We start from the raw sequence: 15,422 nt of genomic DNA, 5'->3' as shown, positions 1-15,422 counted from the left end.
TGCATAGTTCGACCCATCGCGCCCTTCCATCGGAATGGGGGATTCTCCGGAAGCGATCACGGCGCATCGGCGCATAGTTTCGGGACGTGGACATCCCTCTCATCGCCGGCACCATTGCCACCGTGGTCTTCGCGGTGAGCAATCTGCCGATGCTGCGCAAGGCACTGCGCACGCGGGACGTGTCCTCGTACAGCCTGCCGAGCATGGTGATGATCAACGGCGCCAACGCCGTCTACTCGCTCTACGTGTTCACGCTCCCGCTCGGGCCGATCTGGGGCCTTCACGCCTTCTACGTGATCTCGTGCGCGATCATGCTCGCTTTGTGCCTGCGGCAGCGCCGGTTCGCGACCCGTGAGGCCGAGTCGAGCCGCCGCGACAGGTAACACGATGGAATGGAATCCATCATGGCATGTTGTAATTGAGAGGCCCTGGACGCATTCGTCCTTCTGAGGGCATCTCCCCACACCCACACAGGAACATCGCTATGTCACGCCGCAGCATCACCGCCATCGTTCTCGCCGCCACCGCCGCTCTCGCCCTCTCGGCCTGCAGCTCGGCGTCGCCCGAGCCAGCCAACTCCGCCGCCGGCGGCAGCGACTACGGGCTCGTTACTGACGGGACCCTGACGGTCGCCACGGAGGGCACCTACCGCCCGTTCAGCTACCACGACGAGAGCGGTGAGCTGGTCGGCTTCGACGTCGAGATCGCCGAGGCCGTCGCCGACAAGCTCGGACTCGAGGTCTCCTTCCAGGAGACGCAGTGGGACGCGATCTTCGCGGGCCTGGATGCCGGTCGCTTCGACGTCATCGGCAACCAGGTGTCGATCAACCCCGAGCGCGAGGAGAAGTACCTCTTCAGCGCGCCGTACACCGTCTCCCCGGGCGTCATCGTCGTGAAGGAGGACGACGACTCGATCTCGAGCTTCGACGACCTCGCCGGCAAGACCACCGCGCAGTCGCTGAGCAGCAACTGGTACGCGCTGGCCGAGGACAGCGGCGCCACCGTCGAGTCGGTCGAGGGCTGGGCTCAGGCCGTCGCTCTGCTCGAGCAGGGCCGCGTGGACGCCACGATCAACGACAGCCTCACCTTCCTCGACTACGAGAAGACCAACGGCCCGACCGGCCTGAAGATCGCCGCCGAGACGGATGACCCGGGCCTGAGCGCCTTCGCGTTCACCCAGGACAAGAGCGCGCTGGTCGAGGCGATCGACGCCGCCCTCGCCGAGCTCCGCGAAGAGGGCGTTCTCGCAGAGATCAGCGAGAAGTACTTCGGCGAAGACGTCACCCAGTAGAACTCGGACCGCCGCTCGCCTACCGTGGGCGGGCGGCGGTCTCGTCTGCCCGGAAGGGAGGAGCGCCGATGGACGGCAGTACCTGGACCCTGCTGGTCGATTCGTTCTGGCCGCTGCTGCTGGCGGCGATCACCGGCACGATTCCGCTCGCCCTCGCGTCGTTCGCACTCGGACTCGTGATCGCGATCGGCGTCGCATTGCTGCGCCTCTCGCGCAACCGCGTGCTGTCGGGCATCGCCCGGTTCTACGTCTCGGTGATCCGCGGGACGCCTCTGCTCGTGCAGCTGTTCGTGATCTTCTACGGTCTCCCATCGGTGGGCATCGTCATCGATCCGTGGCCGGCAGCCATCATCGCGTTCTCGCTGAATGTCGGCGGCTACGCGGCCGAGGTGGTGCGAGCGGCGATCCTGTCGGTGCCGAAGGGGCAGTGGGAGGCCGGTCACACGGTGGGCTTCTCGCCGACCCAGACGCTCACGCGCATCGTGCTGCCGCAGGCGGCCCGCGTCTCGGTGCCGCCGTTGTCGAACACCTTCATCTCGCTGGTGAAGGACACCTCGCTCGCCTCGACCATCCTCGTGACCGAGCTCTTCCGGAAGTCGATGCAGATCGCGGCGTTCACGTACGAATTCATGGCGATCTATCTCGAGGCCGCCCTCATCTACTGGCTCATCTGCCTGGTGCTCTCGGCGGGCCAGAACGCGATCGAACGGAGGCTCGACCGCTATGTCGCCCACTGATCCCCAGGACGACGCGCTGGCCCCGCCCGCGCCGGCCGACGACGGCCCGCTGCTGACCGTGTCGGGGCTCACCAAGAGCTTCGGCGCGAATCGCGTGCTCGACGGCGTCGACCTGGAGGTGCGGCGCGGTGAGGTCGTCGTGCTGATCGGACCCAGCGGCTCGGGCAAGACGACGGTGCTGCGGTCGCTCAACGGTCTCGAGACCCCCGAGCACGGCGTCGTCGCGTTCTCGGACGGACCGCGCGTCGACTTCTCGGCACCGATCTCCACGTCCGATCGGATCGCCCTGCGCGACCGCTCGGCGATGGTCTTCCAGCACCACAATCTGTTCCCGCACCGCACCGTGCTCCAGAACGTGACCGAAGGGCCGATCCACGCGCACGGCGTCCCGAAGGGCGAGGCGATCGCGCGCGCGGAGGCGCTGCTCGAGCGTGTCGGGCTCGCCGAGAAGCGCGACGCCTACCCGTTCGAGCTGTCAGGCGGGCAGCAGCAGCGCGTCGGGATCGTGCGCGCCCTGGCACTGCAGCCGTCGCTTCTGCTGTTCGACGAGCCGACCAGCGCCCTGGACTCGGAACTCGTGGGCGAGGTGCTGCTCGTGCTCAAGGAGCTCGCGGACGAGGGGTGGACCATGCTCATCGTGACCCACGAGCTCGCGTTCGCGCGCCAGGTCGCCGACGAGGTGCTGTTCTTCGATCAGGGCGCCATCGTCGAGCGCGGCGCACCGAAGGACCTCTTCACGCACCCGAAGAACGACCGCACCCGCCGCTTCGTCGACCGCCTCCTGCGCCCGTTCGAGGACTGATCAGGCGGAGGGTCGCACGTCGAACCCGCGCTCGCCGGTGGGCGCGGCATCCGTCACCGTCGCGGCGGTGACCCTCGACCCCGGCGGGCCGTCCGCCATCCACGCGAGCACCTCGTCGACCTGCGCGTCGGTGCCCTCGACCTCCGCCTCGACGGTGCCGTCGCGTCGATTGCGCACCCAGCCCGAGGCGCCGGACTCCCGCGCGACCATCCGCAGGGTGTAGCGGTAGCCCACCCCCTGCACCTCGCCGCGGACGAGAACGTGCACGCGTCTCATGCCTTCCATCGTGCCCTGTGCGGCTGTCGCGCGGGCGAATCGGGTGCCAGGATGCCTTCATGGGAACCGTCGACGATCTTCTCGCGGGGCTCGACCCGGCCGACCGTGGTCCCGTCGAGCGCATCTACGCCGTCGCGCGAGAGGTCGTGCCTGATGCCGAACAGGGACTGGGCTACGGGATGCCCGCGCTCGTCTACCGCGGCAAGCCGCTGATCTCCGTGATGCGCGCGAAGAAGCACATCGGCGTCTATCCGTTCAGTCCCGACGCCGTGAGCGCGGTCGCGGACTCGCTCGCCGGCCACCCCGGGATCGGACTCGACAAGGGGACGATCCGGTTCCAGCCGGAGCATCCGCTGCCCGACGATGCGGTGCGCGAACTCGTTCGTGCACGCAAGGGGCAGATCGAGGGCTGAGTCAGTGGGGGAGCACCAGGCTCACCCCGAGGCCGATCATCACGATCGCGATGACCGCATCGAGGATCCGCCACGCCCGCGGCGTCGAGAGCCAACGGCCGAGGTAGCGCGCGCCGAACGCGAGCCCGAAGAACCAGATCACGCTTGCGGCCATCGCGCCGGCCGCGAAGAGCCAGCGCTGGTCGCCGTGCGTGTTGGCAACGGTGCCGAGTAGGAAGACCGTGTCGAGGTACACGTGCGGGTTCAGCCAGGTGAGGGCGAGGCACGTCAGCACCACGGGCAGCAGGCGCGTGGCGGTGGCCGCGGCGACGGGCGCCGCGCTCGATCCGTCCGCGGCAGGCGGCCCGTCACCCCTGTCCGGCACGGTCTCGTCGACGGCGAGCGCCCGATCCGACGGGCGCCACGCGCGGCGGGCGGCGAGCACGCCGTAGGTGACGAGGAACGCGGCCCCCGCCCACCGCACGGCGTCGACGAGCCACGGCACGGCCTGCAGCACGAGGCCGACCCCCGAGACGCCGAGGGCGATGAGGAGGGCGTCGGATGCTGCGCAGATCGCAGCGACGACGAAGACGTGCTCCCGCCGCAGCCCCTGGCGCAGCACGAACAGGTTCTGCGCGCCGATCGCGATGATGAGCGAGAAGCCGAGGCCGAGGCCGGCAAGGACAGGGGTGAGCACTCTTCGACGCTAGATGCCGGAGTAGGTTCAGTCCAGCTCATGATTCTTCAGGTGCATTAGTCTCACTTACTATGCGGATCCCGTTCGAGCTCGCCGAGACCGTCGCCGCGGTGGTGGACGAAGGCACTCTCGACGCCGCCGCCCGCCGGCTCCACATCACACCGTCGGCGGTCAGCCAGCGCATCAAGACGCTCGAGGAACAGCTCGGCCGGGTGGTGCTCGTCCGCTCCAAGCCGGCGCGCGCCACCGAGGCGGGGGTGGCGATCGTTCGGCTCGCGCGGCAGGCGGCCCTCCTCGAACACGACACGGTGGCGGAGCTGGGAGCGGACGCCGACGAGGGCGCGCGCACCGCCGTACCTCTCGCGGTGAACGCCGACTCGCTCGGAACATGGTTCCTCGCACCTCTCGCACGGCTGTCGCAGCGGCATCCGGTGGTCTTCGACCTGCATCGCGACGACCAGGACTTCACCGCCGGCCTCCTGGAGTCGGGAACGGTGATGGGCGCGGTCACATCTCGGGCGACGCCGGTTGCCGGATGCCGCGTGAGCACGCTGGGCGCGATGCGCTACGAGGCCGTCGCGACGCCGGCGTTCGTGGAGCGCTGGGTCCTGGGCGCTGCCATCGCCGAGGCGCTCAACGCCGCACCTGTGGTCGATTTCGACCGGCGCGACGATCTGCAGAACGAGTGGCTGCGGGCGATGGGCGCCACAGCCCGCCCGCCGCGGCACTTCGTGCCGGCATCGAACGATTTCGCGACCGCGGTGCGCCTCGGGCTCGGCTGGGCGCTGCTGCCGACCTTCCAGTCGGCGGAGCCTCTCGCCCGTGGCGAGCTCGTGCGCCTCGGCGGTCCTCCCATCGACGTACCTCTGCACTGGCAGCAGTGGAACCTGCGCTCCCCGCTGCTCGACGCGATCGCCGAGGAGATCGTCGCCGAGGGCCGCCGCGTCCTCGCCCCCGCCTGATCCTGCGGGGCGGTGCCTCGCACCGCCGTCGCGGACGCGCCGTCGTCGCGGACGCGCGGGTTCGGTCGAAAACCGAGGAGAAACGCCGTGAACCGGACGCTGCGCGCCCGCCCCGTCGGCGTGTTTCCTCGTTTCGCGACACCATCGGCGCGCAGCCGGGGATCGAGGGGTCAGTCGTCGCTGACGCGCAGCACGAGCTTGCCGCGCGTGTGGCCCTCCTCGAGATGGCGGTGGGCCGCCGCGGCGTCCGACAGGTCGAAGACCCGGTCGATGTAGACCTGCACGGCGCCGGAGTCGAGCAGTCGCCCGATCGTCGCCAGCGCACTGCCGTCGGGGATCACCTTGTAGCTCGTCGCTCGCACGCCGGCGTCGTCGGCGGCATCGGCGTAGCCGGGCCACGAGCCTGTCGGCACGTTGATGTAGAGCCCGCCGGGGCGGAGCACCCGCAGCGAGCGGGTGCCGACGTCGCCACCGACGTTGCCGACGAGGTCGATGACCACGTCGACGTCGGCGATCACCTCGTCGAAGCGCGTGGTCGTGTAGTCGATCACGACCGAGGCCCCGAGCTCGCGCAGCCACGAGGCGTTGCGCCCGGATGCCGTCGCGGTGACGTGGGCGCCGAAGTAGGCGGCGAACTGCACGGCGAAGTGGCCGACTCCGCCGCTGCCGGCGTGGATGAGGATCCGCTGCCCCTCGTGGGCGTGCGCGGTCTCGACCACGAGCCCCCACGCGGTGAGCGCGGCCAGCGGCACCCCCGCTGCCTCCACGTGCGACAGCGACGTCGGCTTGCGCGCGACCGACAGCGTCGGCACGACCGCGTATTCGGCGTACGTTCCGCCCGAGCGGGGGAATGCCGCCATGCCGAAGACGGGCGTGCCCGCGGGGAACGGATGCGACTCGAACGGGCTCTTGACGACGATCCCGCTGAAGTCGAAGCCCAGCGTCGACGGATGCGCAGCGAGCTGCCCCGACACGCCTGCGCCGGACCGCGTCTTCGCATCGATCGGATTCACGCCCGCCGCCACGACCCGCACGAGGAGCTCGCTGATCACGGGGGAGGGGACGGGGACGTCCGCGGTGCGCAGCGTATCGGCGTCGCCGGGACCGTCGAACACGACCGCCCTCATCGCGGCGGGCGGGTCCGCGACGGCGACGCGGTCGGCGTCGGAGGAGGGGGCCGATCGCAGCGGTCGGAATCTCATCGGACGCTCCTTCCGCGTGCACGTCGTCGCCGGCATCCTGCCGCCGCCTGAGGCCAGTCAAGCGTGCCTATGTCTCACCCGTGTTTCGGGGGTGCTACCGGGGCGAGAAGCCCGCTCAGGCGCTCGGTGACTCGCCGGCGGTGAGCGCGTGCAGCAGTCGTGAGAGATTGCGGATGTCGTCGATCGGCCAGTCTTCGAGCGCATCGACGAGCGTCCGCTCCTGCGGTGCGCGGGCCTGCGCCAGGCGCTCGAGCCCCGCCGGAGTCGCCGACAGCAGGCTGGAGCGCCCATCGTCCGGATCCGGGGTGCGCTCGATGAGCCCGAGCTGCTCGAGCTCGCGCACGGTGCGGCTGATCTGTCCCTTGTCGGCCATGAGGCTCTCGGCGAGGGCCGAGAGGGTGATCGACTCGCGACGGACGATCGTGGTGAACACCTTGTATGCGCCGGGCAGCATCCCCGGGCTCACCCGATTGGCGTTCTCGGAGATGACCCGCCGGAAGCGGTTGATCAGCTCGCCGAACTCGGCCTCGAGGGCGCGCACCGCTTCGGTGCGCGCCTCTCGGGTGTCGTCGGTGGTCATCGTGATCGACACTAGCGGCGGGCGGATGCTTCGTCCGCCGCGAGGTCGCCGTCCGGCGTCGTCGCGGTCGCGGCATCCGCAGTCCGCACGGCGCCCGTCGCCTGCAGCGCCGCCATGCCCTCGGTGGTCGAGACCGTCGCGAGGTCCGCTTCCAAGGCCGCGGCGCGCTCGTTCGTGGTCATGCGTGTCAGCGGCTTGTTGGGAAGGAAGATGATCGCGATCAGGCTGATCACGGCCAGCGGGACGGCGATCAGGAAGGAGTGGGCGATCGCCTGGGCGTAGATGTCCTCGACGATCACGCGGATCGACTCGGGCAGCGCCGAGACCTGCGGGATCGTGCCTGACTGGAGCTGCTCGCCGATGGCGGCGCCCTTCTCGCCGAGCTTCATCAGCGCGGCGCCGATGTCGTCCTTGCGATCCGTGAACAGGTTCGTCGCCGAGGTCGCCAGCGCGGCGCCCATCACCGAGACGCCGATCGTGCCGCCGAGGCTGCGGAAGAACGTGACGCCCGAGCTCGCGGCCCCGATCTCGTTCGGGTTCGCGGTGTTCTGCACGATGAGCACGAGGTTCTGCATCGTCATGCCGACGCCCGCGCCGAGCAGGAACATGTAGATCGAGACGAGCACGAAGTTCGTGTCGTAGTGGATCGTCGACAGCAGGTAAGACCCGGCGATCAGGAGCACGCCGCCCACGATGAGGAAGGGCTTCCAGTGCCCGGTTCGGGTCACGAGGCCACCGATCACGATCGACGCGATCAGGAGTCCGCCGATCATCGGGATGGTCATGAGCCCCGCCTCGGTCGGCGTCGCTCCGCGGGCGAGCTGCATGTACTGGCTCAGGAACACCGACGTGCCGAACATGGCGATGCCGATCGAGATCGATGCGATCACGGACAGGGTGAATGTGCGGTTGCGGAACATCGTGAGGGGCACGAGCGGCTCCTTCGAGCGCAGCTCGACGATGACGAAGACCACCGCTGCGAGGAGGGCGCCGCCGGCCATCAGGATGGTCTCGGTGCTCCACCAGTCGTAGTCCTTGCCGGCTCCGGTGATCCAGATGAGCAGCAGCGAGACGGCGGTGGAGAGCAGCACGATGCCGAAGTAGTCGATGCGCGCCTTGACCTTCGGGCGCGCCGGCAGGTGAAGGGTCCGCTGCATGATGATGAGCGCGGCGACGGCGAACGGCAGCGCGATGAAGAAGTTCCAGCGCCAGTCGATGGTGTCGGTGATGAACCCGCCGAGCAGTGGTCCGCCGACCGTGGCGACGGCCATGACGGCGCCGAAGAGACCCATGTACCGGCCGCGCTCGCGCGGGCTGATGATGTCGGCCATGATCACCTGGCTGAGCGCGGCGAGACCGCCCGCGCCGATGCCCTGCACCGCACGGAACGCGATGAGGGTGCCGGTGTCCTGTGAGAAGCCCGCGGCCGCGGTGGCGAGCACGAAGATCACGATGGCGATCTGGATGAGCATCTTGCGGTTGTACAGATCCGAGAGCTTGCCCCAGACGGGCGTCGAGATCGCGGTCGTCAGCAGCGTGGCGGTGACGACCCACGTGAACGCCGCCTGGTCGCCGCCCAGGTCGTGGACGATGACGGGGAGCGATGTCGAGACGACGGTCGAGGCGAGCATCGAGACGAACATGCCCAGCAGCAGGCCGGAGAGCGCCTGCAGGACGTGCCGGTGCCGGCGCTTCTCGTCCGCCGCTTCGGCGGCGTCGGCGACCGTACCGGTCGCGGTGGTGGGGGAGGCCATGGAGATCCTTCGTGCGGAGTATCGAGGGTGGTGCGGCGACGATGGCGCAAGATGATTGACGTGAGTCAACAGTTGAAGTGAGTCAACTATATCCTCAATCGTTGACACACGTCAACTATTCCCCTGCGCGGGGGTGCGGCGGCGAACCGCCCGTCGGGCTCAGTCGGCGAGGGCGAGGGCGCGGAACGGCTGCCGAGGCGGCGCGCTGGGCTGCGGCATCCGCTCGACCGGCCCGCGCTCCTTCGTCGTGCGGTGGTAGAGCTCGTCGATGAGAGCCGTCGCCAGCCGCACCAGCTTGCCGATCTCGGCATCGTCGCGGTCGACCCAGGCGCAGCGCGGCTCATCGCCGACGGGCACGAAGCCGTCGTGCTGCTCCCATGCCACGAGCGTGCGCTCGGCGCCGAGGACGTGCTGCTGCCACCACACCTGCCGCAGATAGGACCGCGGGATGCTGCGCCACGACTTGTTCGTCGTCTTGATCTCGGCGAGCGTGACGCGCCCGGCCGTGTCGACGCCGATGCCGTCGGGCGTCGCGAGGTGGCGCCGTTCGACGACGGCGTGGAAGAGCGCGGAGGACGGCTGGATGCCATGGGTCGCGGCGACCCACGCGGCGATCTCAGGCTCGCGCGCCCGGCCGTGGGCCGTATAGGCGTTGCCGGAGAAGCCGGACCCCATCAGCTTGGCGTCGGCGGCACGCGCGATCGCCCGGTCGGACGTCAGGGCGGCGACATCCGTCGCCGTGATCCCGCGGGAGCGTGCCCGCACCCACGCCACCCGGTCGCGGGAGTCCGCGACGATGCGGGCGGCGAGTTCGGGGGTCACCCTTCGAGGCTACGCCGCCGTCGCGACATCCGCCGCCGCGACCCGCGCTTGGTCCCCGCCCCCGGTGACACTCGACGTGGGCGGCAGATCACACGTGCCGGTCGAGGAACGCGTACACCTCGTTGTCGTCGACGCCGGGGAATGCTCCGCGGGGCAGCGGCGAGAACATCTGCATGTGCACCCGCGCGCTGGGCCACGCCTTGCCCGACCACCGCGAGGTCACTTCGGCAGGGGCTCGGCGGCAGCACGACTCGTCGGGGCACGTCGACGTCGCGCGCTTCTGCGTCTCGCGACCGCGGAACCACCGCGCGTCGTCGAACGGCACGCCGACCGTGATCGAGAACTCGCCCTCGCTCGTCGAGCCGGTCTGGGTCGAGCACCAGAAGGTGCCGGCCGGGGTGTCGGTGTACTGGTAGTGCTCCGTCGTGCGGTTCTGCTCGCTGAAGGCCGCGCGCGCGGAGAACTTCCGGCACGCGATCTGTCCGTCGACCGCACCGGTGACATCCATCGGCAGCGGCAGATCGTCGTTCTCGAAGACGCGCGTGATCGCGCCGGAGCCGTCGACGCGGAGGAAGTGCAGACGGATGCCGAGATGCCGCGTCGCCAGGTTGGTCAGGCGCATCGCCGCCGCCTCGTGCGTCACGCCGAACGCGTCGCGGAAGTCCTCGACCGCCAGGTTGCGATCCTTCTTCGCCTGCTGGAGGAACGCGGCCGACGCCGTCTCGGGCATGAGGCAGCACGCGGCGTAGTAGTTGATCTCGAGACGCTGCTGGAGGAAATCGGCGTAGTCGGTCGGGCGCCGGTGACCGAGCAGGCGATGGGCCATGGCCTGCAGCGCCATGGAGCGCAGGCCATGCCCGCCCGGGATCGAGGCGGGCGGCAAGTAGATGCGGCCGTTCTCGAGGTCGGTGACGGAACGGGTCGAGTGCGGGAGATCGTTCACGTAGAGAAGCTCGAAGCCGAGCTTCTCCGCCATGATGCTCACGGTGCGGTGGGTGAGTGCGCCCGACACGTGACCGGCCGCCTTGAGCTGCTTCTCGGCGAGCTTCTCGATGTCGGGGCGGTAGTTGTCGAGCTCGCGCATCTTCAGCCGCAGCTCGGTGTTCGCGCGACGTGCCTCTTCGGGGGTGGCGATGGCCTCGCGCTCGCGACGCTGCAGCTCGCGATGCAGGCCGAGGAGCGACTCGAGCGTCTCGTCGGACATGCCCTTGGTGACCTTGACCGGCATGATGCCCAGCTGGCGGAACACCGACCCGGCCTGAGCCCGCTCGAGCTCGATCTCGAGGGCCGCTCGGCGGTTCGGCGGCTCGGCCGACAGCAGGTCGGCCACCTCGACCCCGGTCGCGTTGGCGATCGCCTGAAGCAGGGAGAGCTTCGGCTCCCGCTTGCCGTTCTCGATGAGGCTGAGCTGGCTCCCGGCGACGCCGACGCGCTCTCCCAGCTCGTCCAGCGTGAATCCGTGCGAGATCCGCTGATGACGGATGCGGTGACCCAGGGTGGACAGTTCCAGCGACGTCGGCGGCATTCCTTGAGTATAACGAAAGAATCGCAACTCTTGACGCGTCGAAGGGTGCGAAGACACCTCCGAAGCGCGACAAAGTGGAGGAAGACCACAGATCTGAACGTCGAATCGAAGAGGAGCGACCATGGCCCTTGCGGACATCTTCACCCGCCCCGAAGGCTCAGCCGCACGGCCGGCGGTGACGCGCACCTATGGCGACGTCCCCGCCATCCACGGTGTGGGCATGGCCGGGCTGGTGGCGTGGGTCGACGAGATCGCGGCACTCACGCAGCCCGCCCGGGTGCACTGGGTCGACGGCTCGCGGGCCGAGAACGATGCCCTGCTGCGCGAGATGGTCGACGAGGGCAAGCTCATCAAGCTGAACCCCGAGTGGCGGCCCGGCTCGTACCTGGCGCGCTCGCACCCGAGCGACGTCGCTCGCACGGAGGCTCGCACGTTCATCGCCTCGGAGCGCGAGGAGGATGCCGGCCCCACGAACAACTGGGCCGCTCCCGACGACATCCGCGCCACCATCACGCCGCTGTTCGAAGGCTCGATGGCGGGCCGGACGATGTACGTCGTCCCGTTCTCGATGGGAGCCATCGGCGGCCCCCTGTCGCACATCGGCGTGCAGATCACCGACAGCGCCTACGCGGTCGCGTCGATGGAGATCATGACCCGCGTGGGCACCGAGGTCCTGCGCGAGATCGCGGGCGGTGCGCCGTGGGTGAAGACGGTCCACTCCGTCGGCGCCCCTCTTCTCGCCGGCGAGGAGGATGTCGCCTGGCCGTGCAACGACGAGAAGTACATCGTCCACTTCCCCGACACGCTCGAGGTGTGGTCGTTCGGCTCCGGATACGGCGGCAATGCGATCCTGGCCAAGAAGTGCTTCGCGCTGCGCATCGCCTCGGTCATCGGGCGCAACGAAGGCTGGCTCGCCGAGCACATGCTCCTCATCCGCGTGATCGACCCTGCGGGCCGTGCCTACCACCTCGCCGCCGCGTTCCCGTCGGCGTGCGGCAAGACCAACCTCGCGATGCTGCGCCCCACCATTCCCGGCTGGCGCGTCGAGACCCTCGGCGACGACATCGCGTGGCTCCGGCCCGGTGACGATGGCCGGATGTGGGCGATCAACCCCGAGGCCGGCTTCTTCGGCGTCGCGCCCGGCACCGGCGAATCGACCAATGTCACGGCCGTCGAGACTCTGTGGGGCAACACGATCTTCACGAACGTCGCACTGCGACCCGACGGGGACGTGTGGTGGGAAGGCCTCACCGACGAGCCGCCGGCAGAGCTCACCGACTGGGAGGGCAACGCGTGGACCCCGGCATCCGGTCGCCCCGCCGCCCACCCGAACTCGCGCTTCACGGTGCGCGCCGACCAGTGCCCTCAGATCGCCGCCGACTGGGACGCACCGGAGGGCGTGCCGCTCGACGCGATCCTGTTCGGCGGACGCCGCGCGACGAACGTGCCCCTCGTGGTCGAGGCCACGGACTGGACCCACGGCGTCTTCATGGGCTCCAACGTCTCGTCCGAGCGCACCGCCGCCGCCGAGGGCACCGTCGGGGAGCTGCGCCGCGACCCGTTCGCGATGCTCCCGTTCTGCGGCTACAACATGGCCGACTACTTCGGCCACTGGCTCAAGGTCGGCCAGAAGCTGCGCTTCGACCGCGCACCCCGCGTCTTCCAGGTCAACTGGTTCCGCAAGGGCGCCGACGGGCGGTTCCTGTGGCCGGGCTTCGGCGACAACGCCCGCGTCATCGACTGGATCATCCGCCGCCTCGACGGCGAGGTCGGTGCGGTCGAGAGCCCCATCGGCCGTCTCCCGCGCACCGAAGACCTCGACCTCGACGGCATCGAGGTTTCGCAGGCCGACCTGGACGAGCTGTTCGCCGTGGACCCCGAGCTGTGGCTGCACGAGGCCGACCTCACCGAGGAGTTCTACCGCACGTTCGAGGGCCGCGTCCCCGCCCCGCTGTGGGCCGAGCTCGCCGCGCTCCGATACCGCCTGCAACGCGCCTGACCCACGCCTCGGGGTCGTGCCCCGGTCCTCTGCTGGGGGCGGACCGGGGCCATTCGTCCGGGGCGTTTCGTCTCGCTGCGCTCGCTCAACGACCGAAGGCAGTCTCAGACCAGGAGCTGGTGCTTCGCGAGGTCGCGGTAGAGCGGTGTCGAGGCGACGAGCTCGGAGTGCGTGCCCTGGCCGACGACGCGGCCGTGGTCCATCACGACGATGTGGTCGCTGTCGACCACCGTCGACAGGCGATGGGCGATCACGATGAGCGTGCGGCCGGCGGCGACGGCGTCGATCGCCTCGCGCATGCGCTGCTCGTTGAGTCCGTCCAGCGACGAGGTCGACTCGTCGAGCAGCAGGATCGGGGGCGCCGCCAGCAGCGCCCGGGCGATCGCGAGGCGCTGGCGCTCGCCGCCCGAGAGCATGACGCCGCTCTCGCCGACCGGCGCCTCCAGGCCCAGCTCGTTGCGGTCGAGCACCTCGCCCAGATTCACGGCGCGCAGCACGGACTCGCACTCGGCGTCCGTCGCGTCCGGTGAGGCGAGCCGCAGGTTGTCGCCGATGGTTCCCGCGAGCGTCGGAGCATCCTGCTCGACGTACCCGAGCTGTGCGCGCAGCTCGGCGCGGTCGAGGGATCGCACATCGACGCCGTCGACGAGGATCGCCCCGCCGCTCGGGTCGTAGAAGCGCTCGATCAGGGCCAGGGTCGTGCTCTTCCCCGCGCCCGACGGACCCACCAGCGCGACGCGGGCACCGCGGGGCACCGAGAACGAGACGCCGCGGAGGACGTCGGAGGCGGCATCCGGTTCCATCGCGGACTCGAGGGATGCCTCGTCCCGGACGATCGCGGAGGCGTCGACGTGGGCGTTCTCGAGGACGGCGATCGCCTCGGTCTCGGCCTTGCGACGGGCGGCGACGACGGCCTCGGGGTAGTGGAAGCGCACGTCCCGGAACTCGACCGCGGCCGTCGAGGTTCCGGCGCTCGCGCCGACCTCCGCCGCCCCCGCTGCGATGGCGGCGTCGTCCTGGGACTCGGTCGGGAGGTCCAGCACCTCCTGGATGCGGCCGAGCGCCCCGAGCGCCTGGTTGACCGACGTGATCGCGCCGAAGAACGACCCCAGGGGCGCGATCAGCATGAAGAGGAACATGATGAAGGTCACCAGGCTCGCGATTCCGATGGCTCCGCTGGCCACGCGGAAGCCGCCGAGCCCGATCACCACGAGCAGCGACACCTGCATCGCGATGCCCGCGATCGGCACGACGAGTGCCGACACCTTCGCGATCCGCACGCCCACGACGTAGGCATCGGTCGCGCGCTCGGTGACGGCTTCGACCTCGCGCTCGGTGGCACCCGAGGCGCGCACCGTGCGGATGGAGCCGACCGCGCGCTCGACACCGGAGGCGAGCTCGCCGACCTTCTCCTGCTGCTCGGTCGAGGCGGTGCGGATCCGCCCGCTCAGGGCGACGACGCCCAGGACCGAGATCCCGATCACGATCACGATGATGCCCAGGAGCACCGGATCGATGAGCGCCATCGCGACGAGCGCTCCGACGAACAGCAGGCCGTTGCCGAGCGCATCGGCGAGACCCTGCGTGAGCACCGCGTAGAGGAGCGTCGTGTCACTGCCGACCCGCGAGACGAGGTCGCCGGTGCGGCGCGCATCGAACTCGCTGATCGGCAGGTGGAAGATGCGCGAGATGAGCTTGCGACGACTGGAGTAGACGACGGCCGTGCCGGTGCGCTGGAGGAGGTAGTGCTGCCAGCCGGAGATGATCGAGGCGGCGATGACGAAGCCGATCAGCGCCCACAGCAGCATGCCCAGGTCGGCCTCGTCCTGCACGCGCACGATCACCTCGCCCACGAGCAGCGGCTGCACGAGCATCGTGACGGCGCTCAGGATGCTGAGCACGGCCACGATCACGAGGGTGCGCTTGTGCTCGAAGAGGAACGGCAGCAGCTGGCCGAAGGTGGCGCGCGGGCCGTCGTCCTGCTTTCCCCTCGACCTCCGGCCGCGGCGGGGTTCGTCGGCGGGTGCGGCGGCGTCGGCGGGGGCGTCGGCGATGTCGGCGGAGGGCATGGGGCTTACCTCGTTCGTGGTGGGCTTACCTTCGACCGTACTTCTTGTGCACGGCCTGCTTCGTCACACCCAGGGCGGAGGCGATCGCCTGCCACGAGAAGCCGAGGTTGCGGGCGCGGCGGACGGCGACCTCCTCGGACCTCGACAGCTCGCGCCGCGCGTCGGAGAGCCGGTGCAGCTCGGCCAGCGGCTCGCGCTCCGGCGCGGAGCCGATGAGGGTGCGCAGGTCATCGCCGCTCATGGTGCTCCTTCGGGTGCGGATGCCTCGTTCCCGGCATCCGCGTCAACATTAGTTGACCGCCGCGACGTCGTCA

Annotated in this window: 16 protein-coding genes; 7 read left to right on the top strand and 9 right to left on the bottom strand. The window is 69.8% G+C overall.

The features are described 5' to 3' along the window. The first annotated feature begins 86 nt into the window (after positions 1 to 86). The 4 genes from ASD93_RS09730 (at position 87) to ASD93_RS09715 (ending at position 2,830) form a co-directional block, all read left to right on the top strand. Positions 87 to 383, top strand: a complete 297-nt coding sequence (locus ASD93_RS09730; protein ID WP_056121754.1) for a hypothetical protein — start codon at positions 87 to 89, stop codon at positions 381 to 383. A 101-nt stretch (positions 384 to 484) separates the two neighbouring features. Further along, positions 485 to 1,291, top strand: a complete 807-nt coding sequence (locus ASD93_RS09725; protein ID WP_056121752.1) for an amino acid ABC transporter substrate-binding protein — start codon at positions 485 to 487, stop codon at positions 1,289 to 1,291. 68 nt (positions 1,292 to 1,359) lie between these two features. Continuing rightward, positions 1,360 to 2,028, top strand: a complete 669-nt coding sequence (locus ASD93_RS09720) for an amino acid ABC transporter permease (RefSeq protein ID WP_056121750.1) — start codon at positions 1,360 to 1,362, stop codon at positions 2,026 to 2,028. Then, the gene (locus ASD93_RS09715) at positions 2,015 to 2,830 is read left to right on the top strand and encodes an amino acid ABC transporter ATP-binding protein (protein WP_056121747.1); all 816 of its coding nucleotides are present in this window, start codon (positions 2,015 to 2,017) and stop codon (positions 2,828 to 2,830) included. The genes ASD93_RS09720 and ASD93_RS09715 overlap by 14 nt, the downstream gene beginning before the upstream one ends. Here the strand turns inward: ASD93_RS09715 and ASD93_RS09710 are convergent, their stop codons facing one another. Further along, positions 2,831 to 3,106 (bottom strand): acylphosphatase, encoded by a 276-nt coding sequence (locus tag ASD93_RS09710; RefSeq protein ID WP_056121745.1) that lies wholly within the window; start codon positions 3,104 to 3,106, stop codon positions 2,831 to 2,833. Positions 3,107 to 3,165: 59 nt separating this feature from the next. Here ASD93_RS09710 and ASD93_RS09705 point away from each other — a divergent pair, with 59 nt between their 5' ends. After that, on the top strand, positions 3,166 to 3,519 hold the full coding sequence (locus ASD93_RS09705) for an iron chaperone (protein ID WP_056121743.1): 354 nt from the start codon (positions 3,166 to 3,168) through the stop codon (positions 3,517 to 3,519). A gap of 1 nt (position 3,520) precedes the next feature. On the opposite strand, the gene lysE is transcribed toward ASD93_RS09705, so the two are convergent. Next, complete coding sequence (lysE, locus tag ASD93_RS09700; RefSeq protein WP_056121742.1) at positions 3,521 to 4,195, bottom strand: L-lysine exporter; 675 nt, start codon at positions 4,193 to 4,195, stop codon at positions 3,521 to 3,523. 71 nt (positions 4,196 to 4,266) lie between these two features. Here lysE and ASD93_RS09695 point away from each other — a divergent pair, with 71 nt between their 5' ends. Beyond that, a complete protein-coding gene (locus tag ASD93_RS09695) occupies positions 4,267 to 5,157 on the top strand; it encodes a LysR family transcriptional regulator ArgP (RefSeq protein ID WP_056121740.1) in 891 nt (296 codons plus the stop codon). Positions 5,158 to 5,327: 170 nt separating this feature from the next. On the opposite strand, the gene ASD93_RS09690 is transcribed toward ASD93_RS09695, so the two are convergent. The 5 genes from ASD93_RS09690 to ASD93_RS09670 form a co-directional block, all read right to left on the bottom strand. After that, complete coding sequence (locus ASD93_RS09690; RefSeq protein WP_056121738.1) at positions 5,328 to 6,359, bottom strand: NADP-dependent oxidoreductase; 1,032 nt, start codon at positions 6,357 to 6,359, stop codon at positions 5,328 to 5,330. 115 nt (positions 6,360 to 6,474) lie between these two features. Next, positions 6,475 to 6,939 carry a MarR family winged helix-turn-helix transcriptional regulator gene (locus ASD93_RS09685; protein ID WP_056124321.1) on the bottom strand — a complete coding sequence of 155 codons (465 nt, stop codon included), beginning with the start codon at positions 6,937 to 6,939 and terminating at the stop codon, positions 6,475 to 6,477. A gap of 11 nt (positions 6,940 to 6,950) precedes the next feature. Continuing rightward, the gene (locus ASD93_RS09680) at positions 6,951 to 8,693 is read right to left on the bottom strand and encodes an MDR family MFS transporter (protein ID WP_082569269.1); all 1,743 of its coding nucleotides are present in this window, start codon (positions 8,691 to 8,693) and stop codon (positions 6,951 to 6,953) included. A 159-nt stretch (positions 8,694 to 8,852) separates the two neighbouring features. Then, positions 8,853 to 9,515, bottom strand: coding sequence for a YqaJ viral recombinase family protein (locus ASD93_RS09675; RefSeq protein ID WP_056121736.1), 663 nt, complete (start codon positions 9,513 to 9,515; stop codon positions 8,853 to 8,855). A gap of 88 nt (positions 9,516 to 9,603) precedes the next feature. Further along, complete coding sequence (locus ASD93_RS09670) at positions 9,604 to 11,040, bottom strand: XRE family transcriptional regulator (protein ID WP_056121735.1); 1,437 nt, start codon at positions 11,038 to 11,040, stop codon at positions 9,604 to 9,606. Between the two features lie 121 nt (positions 11,041 to 11,161). On the opposite strand from ASD93_RS09670, the gene ASD93_RS09665 reads away from it, so the two are divergent. Beyond that, positions 11,162 to 13,039, top strand: coding sequence for a phosphoenolpyruvate carboxykinase (GTP) (locus ASD93_RS09665; protein WP_056121733.1), 1,878 nt, complete (start codon positions 11,162 to 11,164; stop codon positions 13,037 to 13,039). A gap of 104 nt (positions 13,040 to 13,143) precedes the next feature. On the opposite strand, the gene ASD93_RS09660 is transcribed toward ASD93_RS09665, so the two are convergent. Beyond that, positions 13,144 to 15,108 carry an ABC transporter ATP-binding protein gene (locus tag ASD93_RS09660; RefSeq protein ID WP_056121731.1) on the bottom strand — a complete coding sequence of 655 codons (1,965 nt, stop codon included), beginning with the start codon at positions 15,106 to 15,108 and terminating at the stop codon, positions 13,144 to 13,146. Positions 15,109 to 15,133: 25 nt separating this feature from the next. After that, positions 15,134 to 15,349: a hypothetical protein gene (locus ASD93_RS09655; protein WP_056121729.1), complete on the bottom strand. Its 216-nt coding sequence runs from the start codon at positions 15,347 to 15,349 to the stop codon at positions 15,134 to 15,136. Positions 15,350 to 15,422: the final 73 nt, after the last annotated feature.

Origin of the sequence: Microbacterium sp. Root180 (genome assembly GCF_001428485.1) — a bacterium.
Classification (GTDB): domain Bacteria; phylum Actinomycetota; class Actinomycetes; order Actinomycetales; family Microbacteriaceae; genus Microbacterium.
The sequence above is the reverse complement of the archived record's forward strand: the minus strand, read 5'-3'. Positions and strand labels throughout refer to the sequence as shown.